The organism is Gelidibacter sp., assembly GCF_053579655.1.
The window spans coordinates 41,510-60,955 of the sequence record NZ_JBMDWE010000001.1; the positions used below are offsets into that span (position 1 = coordinate 41,510).

At 38.1% G+C, this 19,446-nt stretch carries 14 protein-coding genes; 3 read left to right on the forward strand and 11 right to left on the reverse strand.

Annotated features, from left to right (window positions below; translation table 11 throughout):
• Positions 1-110: 110 nt before the first annotated feature.
• Both aroC and ACOH2D_RS00210 read right to left on the reverse strand, forming a co-directional pair.
• Positions 111-1,178, reverse strand: coding sequence for a chorismate synthase (aroC, locus tag ACOH2D_RS00205; RefSeq protein WP_449534042.1), 1,068 nt, complete (start codon positions 1,176-1,178; stop codon positions 111-113).
• A gap of 237 nt (positions 1,179-1,415) precedes the next feature.
• Positions 1,416-4,343 (reverse strand): FAD-binding and (Fe-S)-binding domain-containing protein, encoded by a 2,928-nt coding sequence (locus ACOH2D_RS00210; protein WP_449534043.1) that lies wholly within the window; start codon positions 4,341-4,343, stop codon positions 1,416-1,418.
• 144 nt (positions 4,344-4,487) lie between these two features.
• Between ACOH2D_RS00210 and ACOH2D_RS00215 the strand changes: the two genes are divergently transcribed.
• Positions 4,488-4,982 (forward strand): hypothetical protein, encoded by a 495-nt coding sequence (locus tag ACOH2D_RS00215; protein ID WP_348037354.1) that lies wholly within the window; start codon positions 4,488-4,490, stop codon positions 4,980-4,982.
• A gap of 132 nt (positions 4,983-5,114) precedes the next feature.
• Here the strand turns inward: ACOH2D_RS00215 and bshA are convergent, their stop codons facing one another.
• From bshA to ACOH2D_RS00255, 8 genes are all read right to left on the reverse strand, one after another.
• Complete coding sequence (gene bshA, locus ACOH2D_RS00220; RefSeq protein ID WP_449534044.1) at positions 5,115-6,254, reverse strand: N-acetyl-alpha-D-glucosaminyl L-malate synthase BshA; 1,140 nt, start codon at positions 6,252-6,254, stop codon at positions 5,115-5,117.
• Positions 6,255-6,392: 138 nt separating this feature from the next.
• Entirely contained in the window at positions 6,393-9,299 is a 2,907-nt protein-coding gene (locus ACOH2D_RS00225) for a serine hydrolase domain-containing protein (RefSeq protein ID WP_449534045.1), read from the reverse strand.
• 139 nt (positions 9,300-9,438) lie between these two features.
• Entirely contained in the window at positions 9,439-9,924 is a 486-nt protein-coding gene (locus ACOH2D_RS00230; RefSeq protein ID WP_348037360.1) for an ABC transporter ATPase, read from the reverse strand.
• 9 nt (positions 9,925-9,933) lie between these two features.
• The gene (gene serB, locus ACOH2D_RS00235) at positions 9,934-11,157 is read right to left on the reverse strand and encodes a phosphoserine phosphatase SerB (RefSeq protein WP_449534046.1); all 1,224 of its coding nucleotides are present in this window, start codon (positions 11,155-11,157) and stop codon (positions 9,934-9,936) included.
• Entirely contained in the window at positions 11,157-11,948 is a 792-nt protein-coding gene (locus ACOH2D_RS00240; RefSeq protein ID WP_348037364.1) for a (Fe-S)-binding protein, read from the reverse strand. Before ACOH2D_RS00240 ends, serB begins: the two co-directional genes overlap by 1 nt.
• Before the next feature lie 113 nt (positions 11,949-12,061).
• Positions 12,062-13,387, reverse strand: coding sequence for a 4Fe-4S dicluster domain-containing protein (locus ACOH2D_RS00245; RefSeq protein WP_348037366.1), 1,326 nt, complete (start codon positions 13,385-13,387; stop codon positions 12,062-12,064).
• 20 nt (positions 13,388-13,407) lie between these two features.
• A complete protein-coding gene (locus tag ACOH2D_RS00250) occupies positions 13,408-14,400 on the reverse strand; it encodes an MlaD family protein (RefSeq protein ID WP_348037368.1) in 993 nt (330 codons plus the stop codon).
• A gap of 55 nt (positions 14,401-14,455) precedes the next feature.
• Positions 14,456-15,601, reverse strand: a complete 1,146-nt coding sequence (locus ACOH2D_RS00255; RefSeq protein WP_348037370.1) for an N-acetylmuramoyl-L-alanine amidase family protein — start codon at positions 15,599-15,601, stop codon at positions 14,456-14,458.
• A gap of 88 nt (positions 15,602-15,689) precedes the next feature.
• On the opposite strand from ACOH2D_RS00255, the gene ACOH2D_RS00260 reads away from it, so the two are divergent.
• Positions 15,690-18,461: a putative LPS assembly protein LptD gene (locus ACOH2D_RS00260; RefSeq protein WP_348037372.1), complete on the forward strand. Its 2,772-nt coding sequence runs from the start codon at positions 15,690-15,692 to the stop codon at positions 18,459-18,461.
• Between the two features lie 114 nt (positions 18,462-18,575).
• Complete coding sequence (locus ACOH2D_RS00265; RefSeq protein ID WP_348037374.1) at positions 18,576-18,956, forward strand: Rid family detoxifying hydrolase; 381 nt, start codon at positions 18,576-18,578, stop codon at positions 18,954-18,956.
• Positions 18,957-19,015: 59 nt separating this feature from the next.
• Here the strand turns inward: ACOH2D_RS00265 and ACOH2D_RS00270 are convergent, their stop codons facing one another.
• A complete protein-coding gene (locus ACOH2D_RS00270) occupies positions 19,016-19,351 on the reverse strand; it encodes an avidin-fold protein (RefSeq protein ID WP_348037376.1) in 336 nt (111 codons plus the stop codon).
• Positions 19,352-19,446 lie beyond the last annotated feature (95 nt).

The following is a 19,446-nucleotide window of genomic DNA, read 5'->3' on the forward strand; positions in this document are numbered from 1 at the left end:
TCCCTGGGTAGGCAGGGATCTTTATTTTAAAATGAAATTAATTTTTATAGCGCTCTCAAGTCACATCAATTTGTTCATGAGACTCCTGCTTTCGCAGGAGCAATAGCTGTTTATTGATGAGACTCCTGCCTGCGCAGGAGTGCATAATCGGCTAAAACCAAGGCTGCCATTGCTTCCACAATGGGAATGGCTCTTGGCACGACACATGGATCATGGCGTCCTTTTCCTTGCATTTCTACGATATCACCTTTATTATCGAGTGTATTTTGTTTCTGAATGATGGTGGCTACGGGTTTAAAAGCCACTCTGAAATAAATATCCATACCATTGCTGATCCCCCCTTGAATGCCTCCTGATAAATTGGTCTTCGTGCTTCCGTCGGCATTGAATTGATCGTTGTGCTCACTGCCTTTCATTTTGGCGCCACAAAATCCGCTGCCATATTCAAAGCCTTTAACAGCGTTTATGGATAGCATGGCTTTACCAAGTTCGGCATGTAGTTTATCAAACACAGGTTCGCCTAATCCGACAGGTAGATTTTGAATCACGCATGTCACTGTGCCACCAATGGTATCGCCTTGCTTTCTAATCTCTCTGATTTTTTCAATCATTTGATTTGCAATAGCTTCGTCAGGACAACGTACAGTGTTACTTTCAATTTTTGAGAAGTCAAGATCTTGATAAGGTTTGTCTAAAAAGAGATCACCAACTGACGATGTGTAGGCATGAATTTTCACGTCTTTCAGCATCTGTTTTGCAATGGCGCCTGCAACAACGCGACTTGCTGTTTCACGTGCTGAACTGCGTCCGCCACCTCTATAGTCGCGTACGCCATATTTTTTATCATAGGTATAATCTGCGTGACTTGGACGGTAAACATCTTTTATATGTGAATAATCATTGGATTTTTGATCGGTATTTTTTATGATAAAACCAATTGGCGTACCTGTGGTTTGGCCTTCAAAAATACCAGAGAGAAATTCAACCACGTCCGACTCCTTACGTTGGGTAACAATATCAGACTGGCCCGGTTTGCGACGGTCCATTTCTAATTGAATGGCTTCAAAATCCAATTGTATTCCTGATGGACACCCATCAATAATACCTCCAATTGCAACACCGTGAGACTCACCAAAAGTTGTGAGTTTGAATAATTTTCCGAAGGAATTTCCAGCCATAAAAGTAATTTTACGCTAATATAATTGTATTCTCATAAAAACAAAAGAATAGAATCCTAAAAGCATTTTTGAGTATTTGAAGGCCGTAAGATAACAATTCTTAATGAAATCTATTCCACTTTTATCTTATCCGCTTAGCGTCAATACGTTTCGGATATGAAAGAAATAAAAACAACATATTAATTGAAATACAGCCCTCTGTTTTAACTCAAATAAATTTTTTAATTCTTTTTTTAGTTATAAAAGCGCTTGTCTTAAAATTGTAACGGGATGTAAGGCCTCTTTTTGGGTGCCATCCATAATTTGATGTCTACAACTCGTGCCATTCGCAGAAATCACTGTGGATTCAGGAGCCCTTCTAACCGCAGGAAACAAGGTTTGTTCGCCTACTTGCATACTGACCTCATAATGCTCCTTTTCATATCCAAAACTTCCTGCCATTCCACAACAGCCACTCGGGATGATGGTTACTTTGAAATTCTCAGGTAAATTCAGTACTTTGAAACTGGACAATTGGTTGCGCAAGGCTTTTTGATGACAGTGCCCGTGAAACTTTATGGTTTTCGATTCCTTGGTGAATTGTGAGGCCTTGATGTTTCCTAAATCAATTTCCTGTAGAATAAATTCTTCAATCAAAAAAGTGTGTTTGGCGATGTTTTGCGCAGCACTCTTGTTGTCCGCTAGTTTTGGATATTCATCTGTAAAACTTAAGATGGCAGAGGGCTCAATGCCAATCAATGGTGTTTCTGATGAAATAAGATCTTTAAAAATCTCGACATTTTCATTGGCTACTTTTTTGGCCTGCTCAAGAAGTCCTTTGGATAAAAATGCCCGCCCGGATTCTGAATGCGAAACAAAGTTTATTCTATAGTTTAAAGCTTTTAAAAGCGCAATGGCATCTTGCCCAATGGAGGTGTCTAAATGATTGGTAAATTCATCATTAAAGAAGTAAATGGTTTTACTATGATTTTCTTTAACTGATTCATTATTAAAGTCTTTAATATGTCTATCTAAACTTTTATTTGAAATTAGTGGCAAAGATCTTTTTTTGGCAATTTGGAAGCCACTTTTCAGGAGTGACGATGTGAATTTATTTTTAAAAAAGAAATTGGTCAGCTGAGGAAACTTGCTACCGAGTTCGTTCAAATCGTTATTATAAGCAAACAATTTTGTTCTTAAAGAGACGCCATTGGCCTTTTGATACTGGTATTGAAACTCCGCTTTTAAACTCGCTACATCCACGCTACTCGGACATTCACTTGCGCAAGCTTTACAACTCAAACACAGGTCGAAAACGTCTTTCAATTCATGATGATCAAACTTATTTGCTTTTTCTGAATTGGTCAAAAACTCACGCAAGGCGTTTGCTCTGGCACGTGTGGTGTCTTTTTCATTTCGTGTAGCTCTGTAACTCGGACACATCGTACCGCCAAATTCCGGCAGTTTCCGACAATCTCCTGAGCCATTGCATTTTTCAGTTTCCCTTAAAATACCCAAGGACGCTGAGAAATCTAACAAAGTTTCAATTTCAGGTTCGGCTCTGTCCGGTTGATAGCGCAGATTTTCATCCATAGGATAAGCTTCCACGATTTTGCCAGGGTTGAAAATGTCATGGGGATCAAAGGCTTTTTTTACCCGCTTCAACAATTGATAGTTTTCTTCACCAATCATCAAGGGAATAAATTCGCCTCTTACAATGCCGTCGCCATGTTCGCCACTCAGGGAGCCTCGATATTTTTTGACCAAATGCGCCACATCCGTAGTTATTTGTCTAAAAAGCGCGACGTCTTCACTTTTTTTAAGGTTAAGAATAGGTCTTAAGTGTAATTCTCCCGCACCAGCATGCGCATAATAAATAGCTTCTTGATTATGGCCCTGCATCAACTGCGTAAACTCGGAGATATAATTTGCCAAATCAGGCAAGGCCACAGCCGTGTCTTCAATGCAGGCAGCCGATTTTTTATCCCCGATCATATTTCCTAAAAGTCCTAATCCTGCCTTTCTCAGTTCGACCGCTTTTTCAATCTCTGCACCAATAAGCACAGGATAAGCATAACTTAAACCAGAATCCTGGATGGTTTTTAAAAGTTTTTCGGTTTGCTCCTGAACTTCCTCAAAGGTCTCTGCCCTGACCTCACACATCAAAATGGCTTTGGGGTCATCAATAATAAAGGTTCTGTTTTCAGCCTGGGTTTTATTTTGTTTGGTACAATCTAAAATGGTTTTATCCATCATTTCACAGGTATAAAGATTGTGCTCCATGGTCATTGCGACACTTTGCAAACATTTTTCTATACTTTCAAAATGGGCGGCTACCATCATACTTTCACTTGGCGGCAAAACGTCTAACTGCAATGTTATTTCAGTCGTAAAAGCCAAAGTGCCTTCGCTTCCCGATAATAGTTTGCACATATTGAACGGCTCAGAAGTTTCACTGAACACGTCACTCTTTAAGAGTTCATCAACGGCATAACCCGTATTTCTTCTATGGATTTCAGGTTTGGGAAAATTATCATGGATTCGCTTTTGAACCTCTTCCTGTTTAAGTTCTTCATATAGGGTTTTATAGATGTGTCCTTCTAAAGAGTCTTCTTTTGTTTTACGAAGAAAGGCTTCAGGTGTCAGGTTTTTAAAAGTGACCTCACTCCCATCACTTAACAAAGTTTTCATTTCCAAAACTTTATCTCGAGTCACTCCATATTGAATGGACGTCGTGCCCGAGGAATTATTCCCTACCATGCCACCAATCATACAGCGGTTTGAAGTAGAGGTGTTCGGGCCAAAAAAGAGTCCGAAGGGTTTTAGGTAGTTGTTGAGTTCATCACGAACCACACCTGGCTGAACGGTGACGGTTTTTGCGTTTTCATCGATATGAAGGATGTTTGTGAAATATTTAGAAACATCCACAACAATACCTTCACCCACACATTGGCCAGCTAATGACGTCCCCGCAGTACGCGGAATGAGCGATGTTTTATTGGTTTGCGCAAAAGCGATGAGCAATTTTAAATCTGCAATGGTATTTGGATAAGCAACAGCAAAGGGCAGTTTTCTATAAACCGACGCGTCAGTCGCATAGAGTGCTTTCATCAAATCATCGGTATAAAATTCCCCAGTCAACTGGCCCTTAAGACGTTGTACTTCTTTACTTAATTCGTGGATCATTTTTTTTATATGGACTTCTTAAACTCATTCAATTTGGAGCTAAAATTAGGGGTATTTTGCTAATTTTAACATAAAGTTATCGAGTTATTTGCTTACCGTTAGAAATACAAGCTGTATGTTTGTTAAAATTTTAAAACTCAAATTATGAAAAGAATATTTTTAATTGCAATTGCTTTTGTGGGAAGTACTATGTTTATGAATGCACAAAACATCGCTAACAATGCCCTTGGTTTACGTATTGGTGACAATGATGGATTTGGAGCAGAAATTTCTTACCAATTAGGACTAAGTCAAGCCAATCGTTTAGAACTGGATTTAGGGCTTCGCAGTGGTAGTGACTACAACGGTTTTAAACTTGCAGGTATTTACCAATGGGTTTGGAATATTGATGGTGGTTTCAACTGGTATGCAGGTCCTGGTGCTGGTATTGGAAGTTATAGTTCTAAATATAAAGATAATGATAAACGATATAGAACAAATCAAACATTTGCTTTTATAGCAGGTGATATCGGAATTGAATACATTTTTGATATTCCATTGATGCTATCCTTAGATTTCAGACCAGAACTTGCTTTTGGAAATAACTATAATGACGATTTGGATTTTGATATTGCTTTAGGTATCAGATACCGTTTCTAATTAAAATAATTCTTCCAAAAGGGAAGATCAAAAAAACCATCATTATTTAAAGTAATGATGGTTTTTTTATGCTTTAAACTTCCGTAGAAATGATCTGAATTTGTTTTTGACAGACTACTTGAAAGTACACTATTATTTTAAGAATTCACAGTTTTTTAAAGTTCGCGCATAGATGGCTTCGTACTGAGGCACTACATTTTCGATTGCAAATTTTGCCGATTCTTTGGTCGCATTCAATTTAAAGGTATTGAGCCTTTGTTCATCGCTCAGAATATAGATGGCATTTTTTGACATGTCTTCAACATCATGAACATCACTTAAAAATCCTGAAACACCTTCCACATTCACTTCGGGAATGCCGCCTGTATTACTTGAAATCACAGGTACTCCAGATGCCATGGCTTCTAAGGCTGCTAAACCAAAACTCTCGGTTTCGGAAGGCAGTAAAAACAAATCACTGAAACAAAGAATTTTATCAATTTCATGACTGTTGCCAAAAAAGACGACTTTATTTAAAATACCGAATTTTTTGCATAAACGTTCGGCATCCGCTTTTTCAGGTCCCTCGCCTACCATCATTAATTTGGCTGGAATTTCCTTTTGGATATTATAAAATATCTTGATCACATCAGGGATCTGTTTTACTTTTCGGAAGTTGCTGATGTGCGTGATGATTTTTTCATTTTCATCGGCCATGATCCAGCGTTGACAGTCGTCGAATTGAGTTTTGTGTCGGCTAAAGTCAATAAAATTAGGGACCACATCTATTTCCCTTTTAATATCAAATAAGCGAATGGTATCGTCTTTCAGGCTTTGGGAGACTGTGGTTACAGCATCCGACTTGTTGATGCTAAAGGTAACCGCCGTTTTGTAGAAGGGATGGCTTCCAACCAAGGTAATATCGGTACCGTGAAGGGTGGTTACGATCGGAACATAAATACCTTCTTCCTGTAGCATTTCTCTCGCCATATAGGCGGCATAGGCATGCGGGATGGCGTAATGCACGTGCAAAAGTTCGATGCCGTGCATCTTTACCATATCTACCAATTTACTGGATAAAGCCAACTCATAAGGTTGATATAAAAACAGCGGATATTCTGGTACGGTCACTTCATGATAATGTACATTACTACCAAGTAAATCCAATCGCACAGGTTGGCTATAGGTTATAAAGTGTATTTCATGGCCCCGTTTAGATAGCGCCAAACCCAACTCGGTTGCCACTACACCACTACCACCAAAAGTTGGGTAACATACGATTCCTATTTTCATCTTTTATTTTTTTAAGTGACTTAAGTTGCAAGTATTTAAAGTATCTAAAGTTATGTTTACTTGAGTCATAAGTCTATTTAAATTTCAATAGCCCAACTTTAAGTAATCAAGGCACTTGCTCATAACTTATAACGCTTTTTACATAATGATCGCCTCATAAATCAAGCGTTGAATTTCTGTTCTAATGCCTTCTCTCTGTAATATATTCTTACCCTCATTAGGATAGGTTCGGTTGGATAAAAAGACATATACTATTTCCTCTTGAGGATCTGCCCAAGCATAGGTTCCTGTAAAACCTGAATGACCAAAACTTGCTAATGATACTTGTCCTTTCCTTGCCGATTGTGGTTTGTCAAAGCCAATGCCCCTTCTTACCCCGCTTCCACAATAATGGCAGTGATTAAATTTTTCAACAGTTTCGGTTTTTAAATAACGTTTGCCCCCGTAATATCCTTTTTGAAGATACATTTGCATGATTTTTGCAACATCGTTGGAAGTACTGAAAATACCTGCATGGCCTCCTACTCCGTTTTGCATGGCTGCTCCCATATCATGAACATAACCTTGAATGGTTTGATGGCGGTAATAATTGTCTATTTCGGTGGGCACCAGTTGTGTGTCACTAAAAATGGCAGCGGGATTATAAGTGGTATGATTGGCTCCTAAAGGCTGAAACAAACGTTCCTGAACCAATTCATCCAAGCCTTTATCGTAATGTTTTTCAATGAATTTTTTAAGGATGAAATATGGGAAGTCACTATACTTATATTGCAAACTTGGAAGTAAGTCGGTATCTCTGATAATCTTTTGAATGGTATCAGGATAGTCCGTTCTTAAATACACTTCGTCGGCTACTTTAATACTGAATTCCGGGCTCGAAACGCGTCTGTAGTACTTTGGATCTGGTTTTTTGGATGCATCTAAAGTGGCGGTATAAAATGGAATCCATGGCTTTAACCGGGCATAATGCGAGAGCATTTGCTTTAAAGTGATGTTCTTCTTATTGGAATCTTTATACTCTGGCAAAATTTGAGATAGTTTTGTGTCTGTAGAAACAATCCCTTGCTCCTCCAACTCCATCAATAGCGGCAATGTGGCCAATATTTTTGTAAGAGAAGCCACGTCATACATATCGTCTAAATCAACGTTCTCATTGCCTTCATAAGTATGTTTACCAAAAGCTTTGTTATAGATGACTTTTCCTTTACGAGCAACCAAAATCTGAAGTCCTGGCGCTGCCTTACGATCAATGGTAATTTTCGCCATGGAATCGAGTTTTTTCAATTTTTCTGAACTCATTCCCACCGATTCAGGAAGACCATAGCTCAACGATTGGATGCCGTTATATATAAAGCCGTCGCCAACCTTAAAGTGCTCTCCTGCCGAAACTGGCAAAGTTCCTTTTGCAGGAATTGCTCCAAAAATAAGTTGAGCAGATTTACGCATCGAAATCTCACTATTTTGATAACTGACGACAATACCTTTAATGTTTTCAAAAGAATTTAAATCGATAAGTGCATAAGGACGTGCAAAAACATCCAGGATAACTGTATTGGTTCGTGCTATTTCATACAGCCAAGTCATTTCTTTATCTGAAAATTGATAAGGTCGCCACGGATTGGCGTTCGATTTGTGAAATCCTACAATAACCGTATTGTAATTATGAAGCTTGGTAATGAGCTCATCCAATTTGGTGGCTTTGATTTCATGTACTTTGGCATATTTTCTCAGTTCTTCCAGATATGCCTTGTTATCAATAGGATCGCCCATTTCTACATAAGCTATCTTTTTAGTGTCCAAATGTCTTAACGGCAATATTTCTTTTTGATTTCGAACCACTGTAATGGCATTTTCCATTAATTTCTCATAGAGCAAGTCATCTTTCAATCGGTTGAGATCCTGTACCAAGTTTTTGGTAGCGATCGGACGGTACTTATTGAGACCAACTTTGTATTTGGCCATCAAAATCTTTTTTACAGAATGCGCCAATCGTTCTTCAGTAATTTGATTGGCTTCATAAGCCGCAACAATTTTATCGATCGCAACAGGCACATTTTCAGAAATCAAAAGCACATCGTTTCCAGCCAAAAATGCAGCAAGATCAATATCTCCAGGTTTGCTAAAGGTGGAAACGCCTTTCATTTCTAAGGCATCTGTAAAAATAAGGCCATCAAATTGCAAACGTTCTTTTAAAAGATCAGTGATAATATATTTCGACAAGGATGAGGGCGTGCCCACTTTCGGCTCCAAACTCGGCACATTCAAATGCGCCACCATAACACTGGAAAGACCTTCGTTTATTAACTTTCTATAAGGATAAAGTTCAATGGAGTCAATACGTTGGGCATTGAAGTTTATCGTTGGCAAGGTTTTATGACTATCGGTATCGGTATCGCCATGGCCAGGAAAATGTTTGGCATTGGCTAAAACACCGGCATCCTGAATACCCTTCATGAAAGCCAAACTTTTAGCAGTGACATTATCCCGATCCTCACCGAAGGAACGGTTGCCAATGATTGGGTTTTTTGGATTGGTATTGATATCCACATCGGGAGCGAAATTAAAATGAACGCCAATACGCTTGCAATGTTCACCAAGCTGCCGCCCCATTTGCTCCACAAGTTTATTGTCAGTAATAGCGCCAAGTGTCATATTATATGGAAAAGCATAAGTGGAATCCAAACGCATGCTCAAACCCCATTCGGCATCCATACCTACAAGCAATGGAACTTTAGAGAGGGCTTGGTAGCGGTTATTGAGTTTGGCTTGTTTAACCGGACCTCCAGTAGAATAAATAATACCTCCAATTTCATGGTTACCTATTAATCGAGCAACTTCAGCTTCATTGGCTTTATTGTTGTTGGATACCGCTCGAACCATGAATAGTTGGCCAACACGTTGGCGTATATCCATATTATTGTAAATACTATCGACCCATTTTTGTTGGGATAGAACGTCTTTTGTCGATAAAGGATTGACAGACTTTTGTGCCGAAATGTGAAATGAAATTAAGCCAAATACAAGGAGGGGAAATAAAAAACGCATATAAATTGGGGTCTTTTTGAAAGTCTAAATACTGGTTAAGAATAGATTTGCAAAATACCACTTTTAGCTTAAAGCTAACAATATTTTATGATAGTTTTATTAGAAGATAATCAACAACAAAAAATATGTGATTAAAGGCTTAACTCATAAACCTACTGTGCCAACTTTCACTAGCGGGAACTTCCCAGTTTTCATTGAATTCCATGATTGTATTGACCAAATTATTGAAGACAATGGTGTTTTTTGAAACCGCTTTTTCTTTCGCCATTTTCTTAAAATCCACTAAAGTTTTGTAGGCAATGAAATCGCCTTGTTTGTAAGACACATTCATTTTGTCCAACAAATCGACGTTGTATTCTTTTTCCAAATGCTGAATAAATTGGACGGAAGCATCAATACTACAGCCTGTAGCCATGGTTAAACTTTGATTTATGGCAATTATTATAAATCGTTTGTATTTAATAAGGTAGCCTGATTGTAAGTCGCTGCCATGAGCTGTCCAATTGGATATAAACGTCTGTAATTTAGATTCTATTTGTTCAATCTCTTCATCTGAAAATGAACGACTGGCTTGGTAAATCCAAACTCTTGACTCTTCCGGTAAGGTATTAAAATCGACTAGCATTTTATTCTGTTATTTAATTAAATCGATATGTCTATCGTGATATCCTAATAGATACAAAACACCATCCAGTCCGATACTGGAAATGGCACTTTGCGCATTATTTTTTACGGTGGGTTTTGCATGAAAGGCAATTCCTAATCCAGCGAGATTAAGCATTGGCAAGTCGTTTGCGCCATCACCAACGGCTATGGTTTGATTAATATCAATACCTTCCTTGTTAGCAAGTTCTTGAAGGTATTCTGCTTTTTTATTGCCATCAACAATCTCTCCAAGATAGTTCCCTGTGAGCTTGCCGTCTTTAATTTCTAATTGGTTGGCATACACATAATCAATCCCTAATTCCTTTTGCAGATAGTTTCCGAAATAGGTAAATCCACCAGATAATATAGCCGTTTTAAAACCATATTTTTTGAGGGTATCAATCAATCTTCTTGCACCTTTGGTTATTGGTAAATTGATCGCGACATCCTCTAATACATCTTCGTTTAAACCTTTTAACAATTTCATGCGACGAATAAAGCTTTCACTAAAGTCAATTTCGCCATTCATCGCCGCTTCTGTAATGGCTTTGACTTCATCGCCAACACCAGCCAATTCCGCTAGTCTATCGATGACTTCCGCCTGAATTAAGGTGGAATCCATATCAAAACATACCAAACGTCGGTTACGCCTGTAAATATTATCTTCCTGAAAAGCGATGTCCACGCCCAAATCATGAGAGATTTGCATAAACCTCGCGGTCAGTTCAGACTTATTATCAATTCTACCTCTAATGGAGAGTTCAATCGATGCTCTTGGATAATCTTCTTCTTTAGTGAGCGACAAACGACCAGTAAGCCGTTTAATGGCGTCAATATTTAAGTTTTTATCTGAAATAACTTGAGTGACCTTTGAAATCTGCTCTGCGGTTAATTTTTCTCCCAAAATGGTAACGATATAACGATCCTTACCTTGGTTGCCAACCCATTTTTCGTAATCATTAGATGCAATTGGTTTGAATTTCGCTTTGACACCAAGCTCATAAGCTTTAAATAATAAATCCTTTAAAACTGCAGCCGATTTGTCTCCGGATTCAATTTGGAATAAAAAACCTAAAGATAAGGTGTCGTGGATGTTGGCTTGGCCGATATCTAATATTTTGGCTTCATAATGTGCCAAAACATTGGTTAAACTAGAGGTTAAACCTGGTTTATCCTGTCCAGAAATGTTTAATAGAAATATCTCGTGGGCCATTACAAATCCTGAGCGTTTGCAATTAATTCTGCAATATCCATCACTGCCATTTCAGACTCTTTATCTTTTGATTTCACACCATCAGTCATCATCGTATTACAAAATGGGCAACCTGCAGCTATGATATCCGCCTTAACGTCAATAGCTTGTTCGGTTCGCGCAATGTTAATCTCTTTATCTCCTTTTTCTGCTTCTTTAAACATTTGAGCTCCCCCAGCACCACAACAAAGTCCACGAGATTTACAACTTTTCATTTCAACTAATTCGGCATCCAATTTTCTGATCAATTCTCTTGGCGCTTCATAAATACCGTTACCACGTCCCAAATAACAAGGATCATGGAATGTAATGCGTTTGCCTTTAAATTGTCCACCTTCAATGGTTAATCGCCCTTCATCCAAAAGTGATTTAAGAAATTGCGTATGATGCATGATTTCGTAATTGCCACCAAGTCCTGGATATTCATTTTTTATGGTATTGAAACAATGCGGACAAGCCGTAACAATTTTCTTGATTCCATAACCATTGAGTACTTCAATATTGGTGACGGCTTGCATCTGAAAAAGAAATTCGTTCCCAGCGCGTTTTGCAGGATCTCCTGTACAGCTTTCTTCGGTTCCTAAAACAGCAAAATCAACATTAGATTTATGTAGCAATTTGACAAAAGCTTTGGTCACCTTTTTTGCTCGATCATCAAAACTTCCCATGCAACCAACCCAAAAGAGTACTTCGGGTTGCTTTCCTTCCGCCATATATTCTGCCATTGTTGGCACTTTCAATGTATTGCTCATTTTTAATAGTTTGTTAGTTTTGGAATTGATGAGTTGATTTAGTTTTGAGTTGATGAGTTTATATATTTAGGAGTTTAGGGTCTAAACTTTTAACTTCTAACTTTCAACCTTTTCTAGGCTTCATCTTTCCAGTTTAATCTGTCCATTTGGTTATATGGCCACGGCGCTCCGTTGTTTTCAATATTAGCCATCATATTATTCAGCTCCATCGGTGCTGCGGATTGTTCCATGACCAAATAACGGCGCATTTCCATAATAATGGACATGGGGTCAATGCTTACAGGGCACGCTTCAACGCACGCATTGCACGTGGTACACGCCCAAAGTTCTTCTCTTGTTATATAATTGTCCAGCAATTGCTTGCCATCTTCTTTAAAAGTGCCATTATTGGCATCGATGTTTTTGCCGACTTCTTCCAAACGGTCTCTGGTATCCATCATAATTTTACGAGGTGAGAGTTTTTTGCCCGTTTGGTTGGCAGGACATTCACTGGTACAACGGCCACATTCTGTACAGGTATAGGCATTGAGTAATTGCACCCAACTCAAATCCTGAACATCACTTGCGCCAAATTTAGCTGGAGCTTCTGCGCTTTCTGGTTGTGCTGCAAAATGATCGACCGTTGGATCCATCATCATTTTGACCTCATTGGTCACGGACTCCAAATTATCAAATCCTCCTTTAGGTTTCACTTTGCCGTAATAGGTGTTTGGAAAGGCTAAAAGAATATGTAAGTGCTTAGAGAAATAAAGGTAATTCAAGAATCCTAAGATGCCTATAATGTGCAGCCACCAAGCGCCGCGCTCGATCATATGAATCGTGCCGTCTGGAAGTCCGCTAAAGAATGGTGCTAGAAACTGACTGATGATATTCCCGCTTTCCATGGCTTGAAATCTTAAATCGGTGGCATTCATTAACAGGAAAAGTCCCATCAGAATCATTTCAATATAAAGAATGTAATTGGCGTCACTTTTAGGCCAGCTGGTCATTTCGGCCATCCAAAAACGTCTCACTTTAATAATGTTTCTTCGGATCCAAAAGATAATAACGGATACAAAAACAAGAACCGCGAGGATTTCAAAACTTCCAATTAAGAAACCGTAGACTGACGTCGGTAAAATGGAAGCAAACAGTCGGTGGTTTTCATAAATCACACCTGAAAAAAGTCCATCAAGAATAATCTCTAGAACTTCAAGATTAATAATGATAAACCCTAAATAAACAATGATATGTAAAAAGCCAGCCACTGGTCTTTTGACCATTTTACTTTGCCCAAGCGCAATCATTGCCATGTTTTTCCAGCGTTGAGACGTGTTGTCGCTTGTATCAACATCCTGGCCCAATTTGATATTGCGGATTAGTTTTTTTACATTTTTTGCAAAGTAACCAATGCCAAGAACGAGGACAATGGCAAACAGTATATTTGGAATGTAATTCATTATGAGCTGGTTAATTAGGCTTAGTTGTTTTGTAGTTCTATCTGTATTTCTTCTGGTTGTGTTTTTTCATCTTCAATGATGTTGCCCTCAGCATCAAAACTTTTCGGTTTTTTTCCAAAAACAGAAAAATGGACATAGCGTTTCGGATTTAATTTGAAATCTTGCAAGAGTTGCTCCATTTGCAAAGAAGCGCCCTCTAAATTGGTATATAATTTATCATCATTAAGTAATTTTCCAAGGGAACCTTTTCCATCCTTAACATCGGCCAACATCCCATTAACCTCTTGAAGGGTCTGGTCGAGATTTGCAAAAGTTTTTGAAATTTCAACTTTCTTGACTTCCGTAGTTATTTCTGCCAGGTTGCTAGATAAAGCCTCAAAATTACCAAGTGCAGAAGTTAGTGTAGCATCATTTTTAACCACTAATTTATTCATGGCATTTGCCATTTCTCTAAAAGAAATGATGGTTTTGTTGAGTTCTGCAATAGCCGCTTTTATGCCATCGTCATTATCATTGATAATTAAGCGGTTAAAATTGTTCATTAAAGAATCGGCAGCTTTTAAGGTCACGCCCAAATTGCTGCTGATGCCCGAGAAGTTTTTTGTGAGACTTGTAACGAGACCTTCTTCAACTTCAGATTGTAAAAAATCACCGTTTTTCGCCAATTCAGGACCAGGCATAGGTATAATGGCCAAAGCATTCCCGCCCATTAATCCGGTTTCATACATTCGGATTTTGCTGTTTGTGGAAAAGTTAACATCACCAGTAATGATAATAGTGACTATGGTTTTACCAGTTTTATCGTCGTAAGTAATGGCCTCAACCTTCCCGATTGTATTTCCTTTTATGGTTACTATGGACGAGGTGTTTAGGGCATTATAATCAAATTCCGTTTGGTATCGGTTGTGTTTCTGTAATATGTTGAGACCTTTCAAATAATTAAAGGTAAATACCATCAGGAGTACTCCTGATATGACTAGTATTGCGGTCTTAACTTCTCTTGATATTTTCAATGTGTTTCAGATTTAGTTGCTTACAAAATTAGGTATAAAAATATTAAGAATCTTTTTAATTAGAGGCAGAATTTATGACTTGGGACACGTTGACACGTTTTCCGTTTTGATAAGCCACAATAAAGGAGTCGGGATAACCTTTTGCCTTTGCGACAGCTGCCATTTTTTTAATTTCGTTGTAATCGGAAGTATTGCCGTAAAAATATTTAAACAACCGGTCTTCCTTTTCTATGGAAATTTCTTTTAACCCTTTGAAGTTATGCGGTTTAGGTTCAAGCTTATTCAAGCCTGCCGCTAGCTGAATTTTGAAAACCGTATTGGGATAAACGACTTTTGAAGCACTATGGGACTTGATTTCTTCATCTACAGCCTCTTTGACGACTTCCTTATTGGCTATATTTTTATAAAGATTTTGTCCTACATTTCTATCTAAAATCATTTTGTAGTCCATAACGCCTTTATATATGGATAGGGACATTTCGTTTTGACCTTTTTCAGAATTGAGATATGCGCCTTCAGGTTTGTAGGTCAAGAAGCCCGTTTCCACCAAAACACTTGGCATATAGGTATTGTGCAAGACCCAAAAGCCAGCTTGTTTGACTCCTCTATCAATGCGCTTAAGTGTTTTTGTGAAATTATCTTGGACCAAGCGCGCCAACTGTGTGCTTTGATCCAAATATTCTTCTTGCATTAAAGTAAGCCCAATGAAGGATTCGGGAGCGTTGGGATCAAATCCATCATAATGCGATTTATAGTCTTCCTCCAAGAAGATAACCTCATTCTCCTTCTTTGCGATTTCGAAGTTTCGTTGATTTTCGTGCAATCCCAAAACAAAAGTTTCCGTGCCATGAGCTCCTGTATGGTGTGAGTTGCAATGTATGGATACGAACAAATCAGCATCAGCATTATTAGCTACTTTTGCACGATCTCTTAAAGGGACAAAAACATCGGTTTTCCGGGTGTAAATAACCTTGATATTAGGATGTTTCTCCAAAGCCTTACCCACGCTCAAAACGATGTTGAGGGCAATTTCCTTCTCCTTATAACCATTTCCGACGTTTCCAGGATCGTGTCCACCATGACCAGCATCTAAAACCACCACAAATTTGTCCTTATTTTTTTGAAAGGCGTGGCTTGGGGTTGTAAAACTGGCGAATAATAATATATTTAATACAAAAGTGAAATGTAATAGCGTTCTCATAAAGGTCTTAACGAATAAAAAACTCGGATGATATTAATTTTTAAAATTTAAATGAATAGTAATCAATCACAAAAAAATATATGTAATTTTGACTTTTCAAAAACCGAGCCATACTTTTACAAAAATACACTTAAAAGCATTGCGTACAAAAAGCTTTCATATACTTTTTCTTCTGAGTTTTACAGTGTTTATTAACACTTTGGGGTTCGCCCAAGAAATTCCTAAAAAACAGACACCCATATTACCAGTCACACAGAATGATAGCATGATGGTGACCATTAAGGTCGATTCTTTACTTTTGCCAACTGTTAACCTCAAAGAAACCGATAGTATCAAACAAGATTCGCTTCCTAAAAATAAGGAGTTTTTGACGGACAAGGTGAATTATAAGGCGAAAGATTATGTGACGCTTAACCAACGCTTAAAACAAACGACCTTATATAATGAAGCGGAAGTGTATTATCAAGACATGGAGATTAAGGCGGGAATCATTGTCATTGATCACAATAAAAACTTGGTTTATGCAGGTCGTTTAAAGGATAGTGCCGGAGTCTATTCGCAGGCGCCAACCTTTAAACAAGGTGCCAATCTTGTCGAGCCTGATTCGATTATCTTCAATACAGACACAAAAAAAGCACTGATTTTCAATTCCAGAACAGAACAAAGTGGTGGTTATATCATTGCCGATGTGACTAAAAAGGAAAACGATTCGGTGTATTTTATCAATCGCGGGAAATTTACAACTTCCGAAGATCGCGATGATCCGGAGTTTTATTTTTTAATGCGAAAAGCGAAAATTGTTCCCAATAAAAAGGTGGTCACCGGATTGACCAATATGTACATTTATAATGTGCCGACCCCTATTGGGTTGCCATTTGCCTATTTTCCATTGACCAAGAAGCAAACTTCAGGGATCCTCTTCCCTACTTTCGGTCAGGATAGCCGACGTGGTTACAATCTTCAAAATGGCGGTTATTATTTTGCCATCAGCGATTATGCGGATTTAGCAGTGTATGGCGATTATTATACCAATGGAAGCTACGGCTTACGCACGGAATCCAATTATGCGTTGCGTTATAAGTTTAGAGGGAATTTTGGGGTAAGATATGAGAGTTTAATTAATAGTGAACGTGGGTTTCCGGATTATTCAAAATCGTCGATCTATAATATCCGATGGTCACATTCGCAAGATTCAAAAGCCAATCCGAGTTCGCGTTTTTCAGCTTCTGTCAACTTAGGAAGTAGTAAGTATTATCAGGAATCGGTTAATCAGTTGAATGCTTCCAACTTTTTGAACAACACCTTATCATCATCCGTATCCTATTCTAAATCGTTTATTGGCGAACCACAAGTTAATATGAGTGTTACCGCAACACACTCCCAAAACACCCGAACGCAGCAAATTGATATGACCTTACCTACCTTTCAGGGAAGTGTGAGCAGGATATATCCTTTTGCACCTTCAATCGGTACCAAAAAGGGACTTATTCATAATATCAACTTTCAATACAACGTCAATGCCCAAAACAGAATAAGAACTACAGATTCTTTATTCTTTAAACCACAAATGTTTGATGATGCCCGAGTGGGCGTACAACAGAGCATTCCGATCTCAACAAATTTTAAGGTATTTAAGCATTTTAGCGTGAGTGCGAATACGAATTTTCAGGAAAACTGGACGCTTAATACCATCCGAAAGTATTATGATCAAAATGAAAATCAAATCTTAAAACAAGATTTAACCGGTTTTGATAGTTATAGGACTTATAATTTCAGCACCAGTGTTGGAACCACGATTTACGGGATGTTCAATTTTGAAAAGCCAGGAAAAGACACGAAGATTAAGGCCATCAGACATATTATGAGGCCATCTATAAGTTATAATATCAATCCTGCATTTGATGAATATTATGACGCTTTTGATTATATCACCGCCAATGGCGATTTGACACGCGCAGAATACAGCCGTTTTGAAGAGTCACTTTATGGCGCACCAAATAAGAATTTCTCGAGCTCTTTGGGTTTATCTTTAGGTAACAACTTTGAAGCTAAAGTAAGAGATCGCGATTCCACCAAAACAGAGCCTAAAAAAATTATTTTACTTAATAATCTTAATTTTTCAACCTCCTATAATTTTGCTGGCGATTCCTTACAATGGAGTCCGGTAAGAGTTTCTGGTGGAACGCAATTTTTTGACAACAAAATGAGCATCAATTTTGGGATGACTTTAGATCCGTATGCTCTGGACAATAATAACAAACGTGTGGACCAATTCAATATCAGTAATGGCGGGAGTTTATTCCGATTGACATCAGCCAGCATGAATTTGAGTTACTCCTTAAGTAGCGACAGTTTTAAAGGTGGCAAAGAACCCGACCAAAGAGCTATTGATGAAAGCTTGAGAAGTGGTGGACGTGACGATGATTTGTTTGGCGTATCGCAGAATTTTGCCGATCAGCGTTTAGGGGATGAAGACCGAGAGAAGGATAAGGAAAAGGAAATGAATTCTGAATTTTTCAATTTCAATATTCCATGGAGTTTGCGTTTGGCATGGGCAGTAAATTACTCCAATACCATTAGACAGAATGAAATATCCTCCAACTCTTTGATGTTTTCGGGAGATGTGGATTTGTCGCCGCGTTGGACGGTTGGGGTATCCTCTGGTTATGATTTCGCGAATCAAGGATTTACGTACACCCAATTGCGATTTGAGCGCGATTTAATGAGCTGGCGCATGAATTTCAGTTGGATTCCATTCAGTGAACGTAGTTCATGGAACTTTTTTATTGGAATTAAATCAGGCTTGCTGAAAGATATCAAATACGACAAACGACGTGAACCGGATAAACGATTGAGATAAAATTTAAAAATTCTAAAATAAAAACTCCAAATTCCAAAATCGAAGAATTAACATAGAAAATTTCGTTTTTCCTTATCAGATACATTATAAAAAATCAAACTAAAAAGACTCATTATGAAAACGATCATTAATACACCCAACGCTCCGGCACCAATTGGTCCTTATAATCAAGCTATCTTATCAGGCAATACTTTATATATGTCTGGACAAGTTGCCTTTGATCCAAAAACCAATGAGCTGGTTCTTGATTCCATTGAAGCTGAAACGGCGCAAGTGATGGAAAACTTAAAAGCAGTTTTAGCTGCCGCAGATATGACTTTTGAAAACGTCGTTAAAACCTCAATTTTCATTAGTGACATGAACAATTTCGGACAAATCAATGCCGTTTATGGTAAGTATTTTGATGCAGATACAGCACCGGCAAGAGAAACGGTTGAAGTAGCAAAATTACCTCGGTCTGTAAATGTAGAGATCAGCATGATTGCGATAAAATAATTCGGAATCTAAAAATACAAAGTCCCCTTTCTTTCAACAGCTTGGGGATTTTTCGTTTCTTATAGTTCTTCTAAAACAGAAGTTCCAGTGGATTGATCGCCGGAAGTCCATTTCCAAGTTTCATACAATCTTATTTTTCCATTTTCAAGACGTTCGGGTTTTGATGTACAAATTCCCGTCCTTAATTCTCCTTTCGTGTTCACCTGATGGTAGCGCATCTCAATAGTTCCCTCCTTGTCTACTATCCCAATTAAATGTCCTTTTACGATGTGGCCACCTTGATATTCAGAGGTCAAGATATTGCCGTTTTGTTGGTATTCAAAAATCGTTTCTTCTGAGATTTCTACGTTGGAAGAATTCTGGATGGGTCTGAATTTTTTGTTGTGATAAGTCATAATTTATAATAAGCTAGGTGACGATCGATCGATAAAGCACACAAGTTATGAAACCTTTAAACATAAAAAAAGCAGTGCATTTGTTTGAATAACAT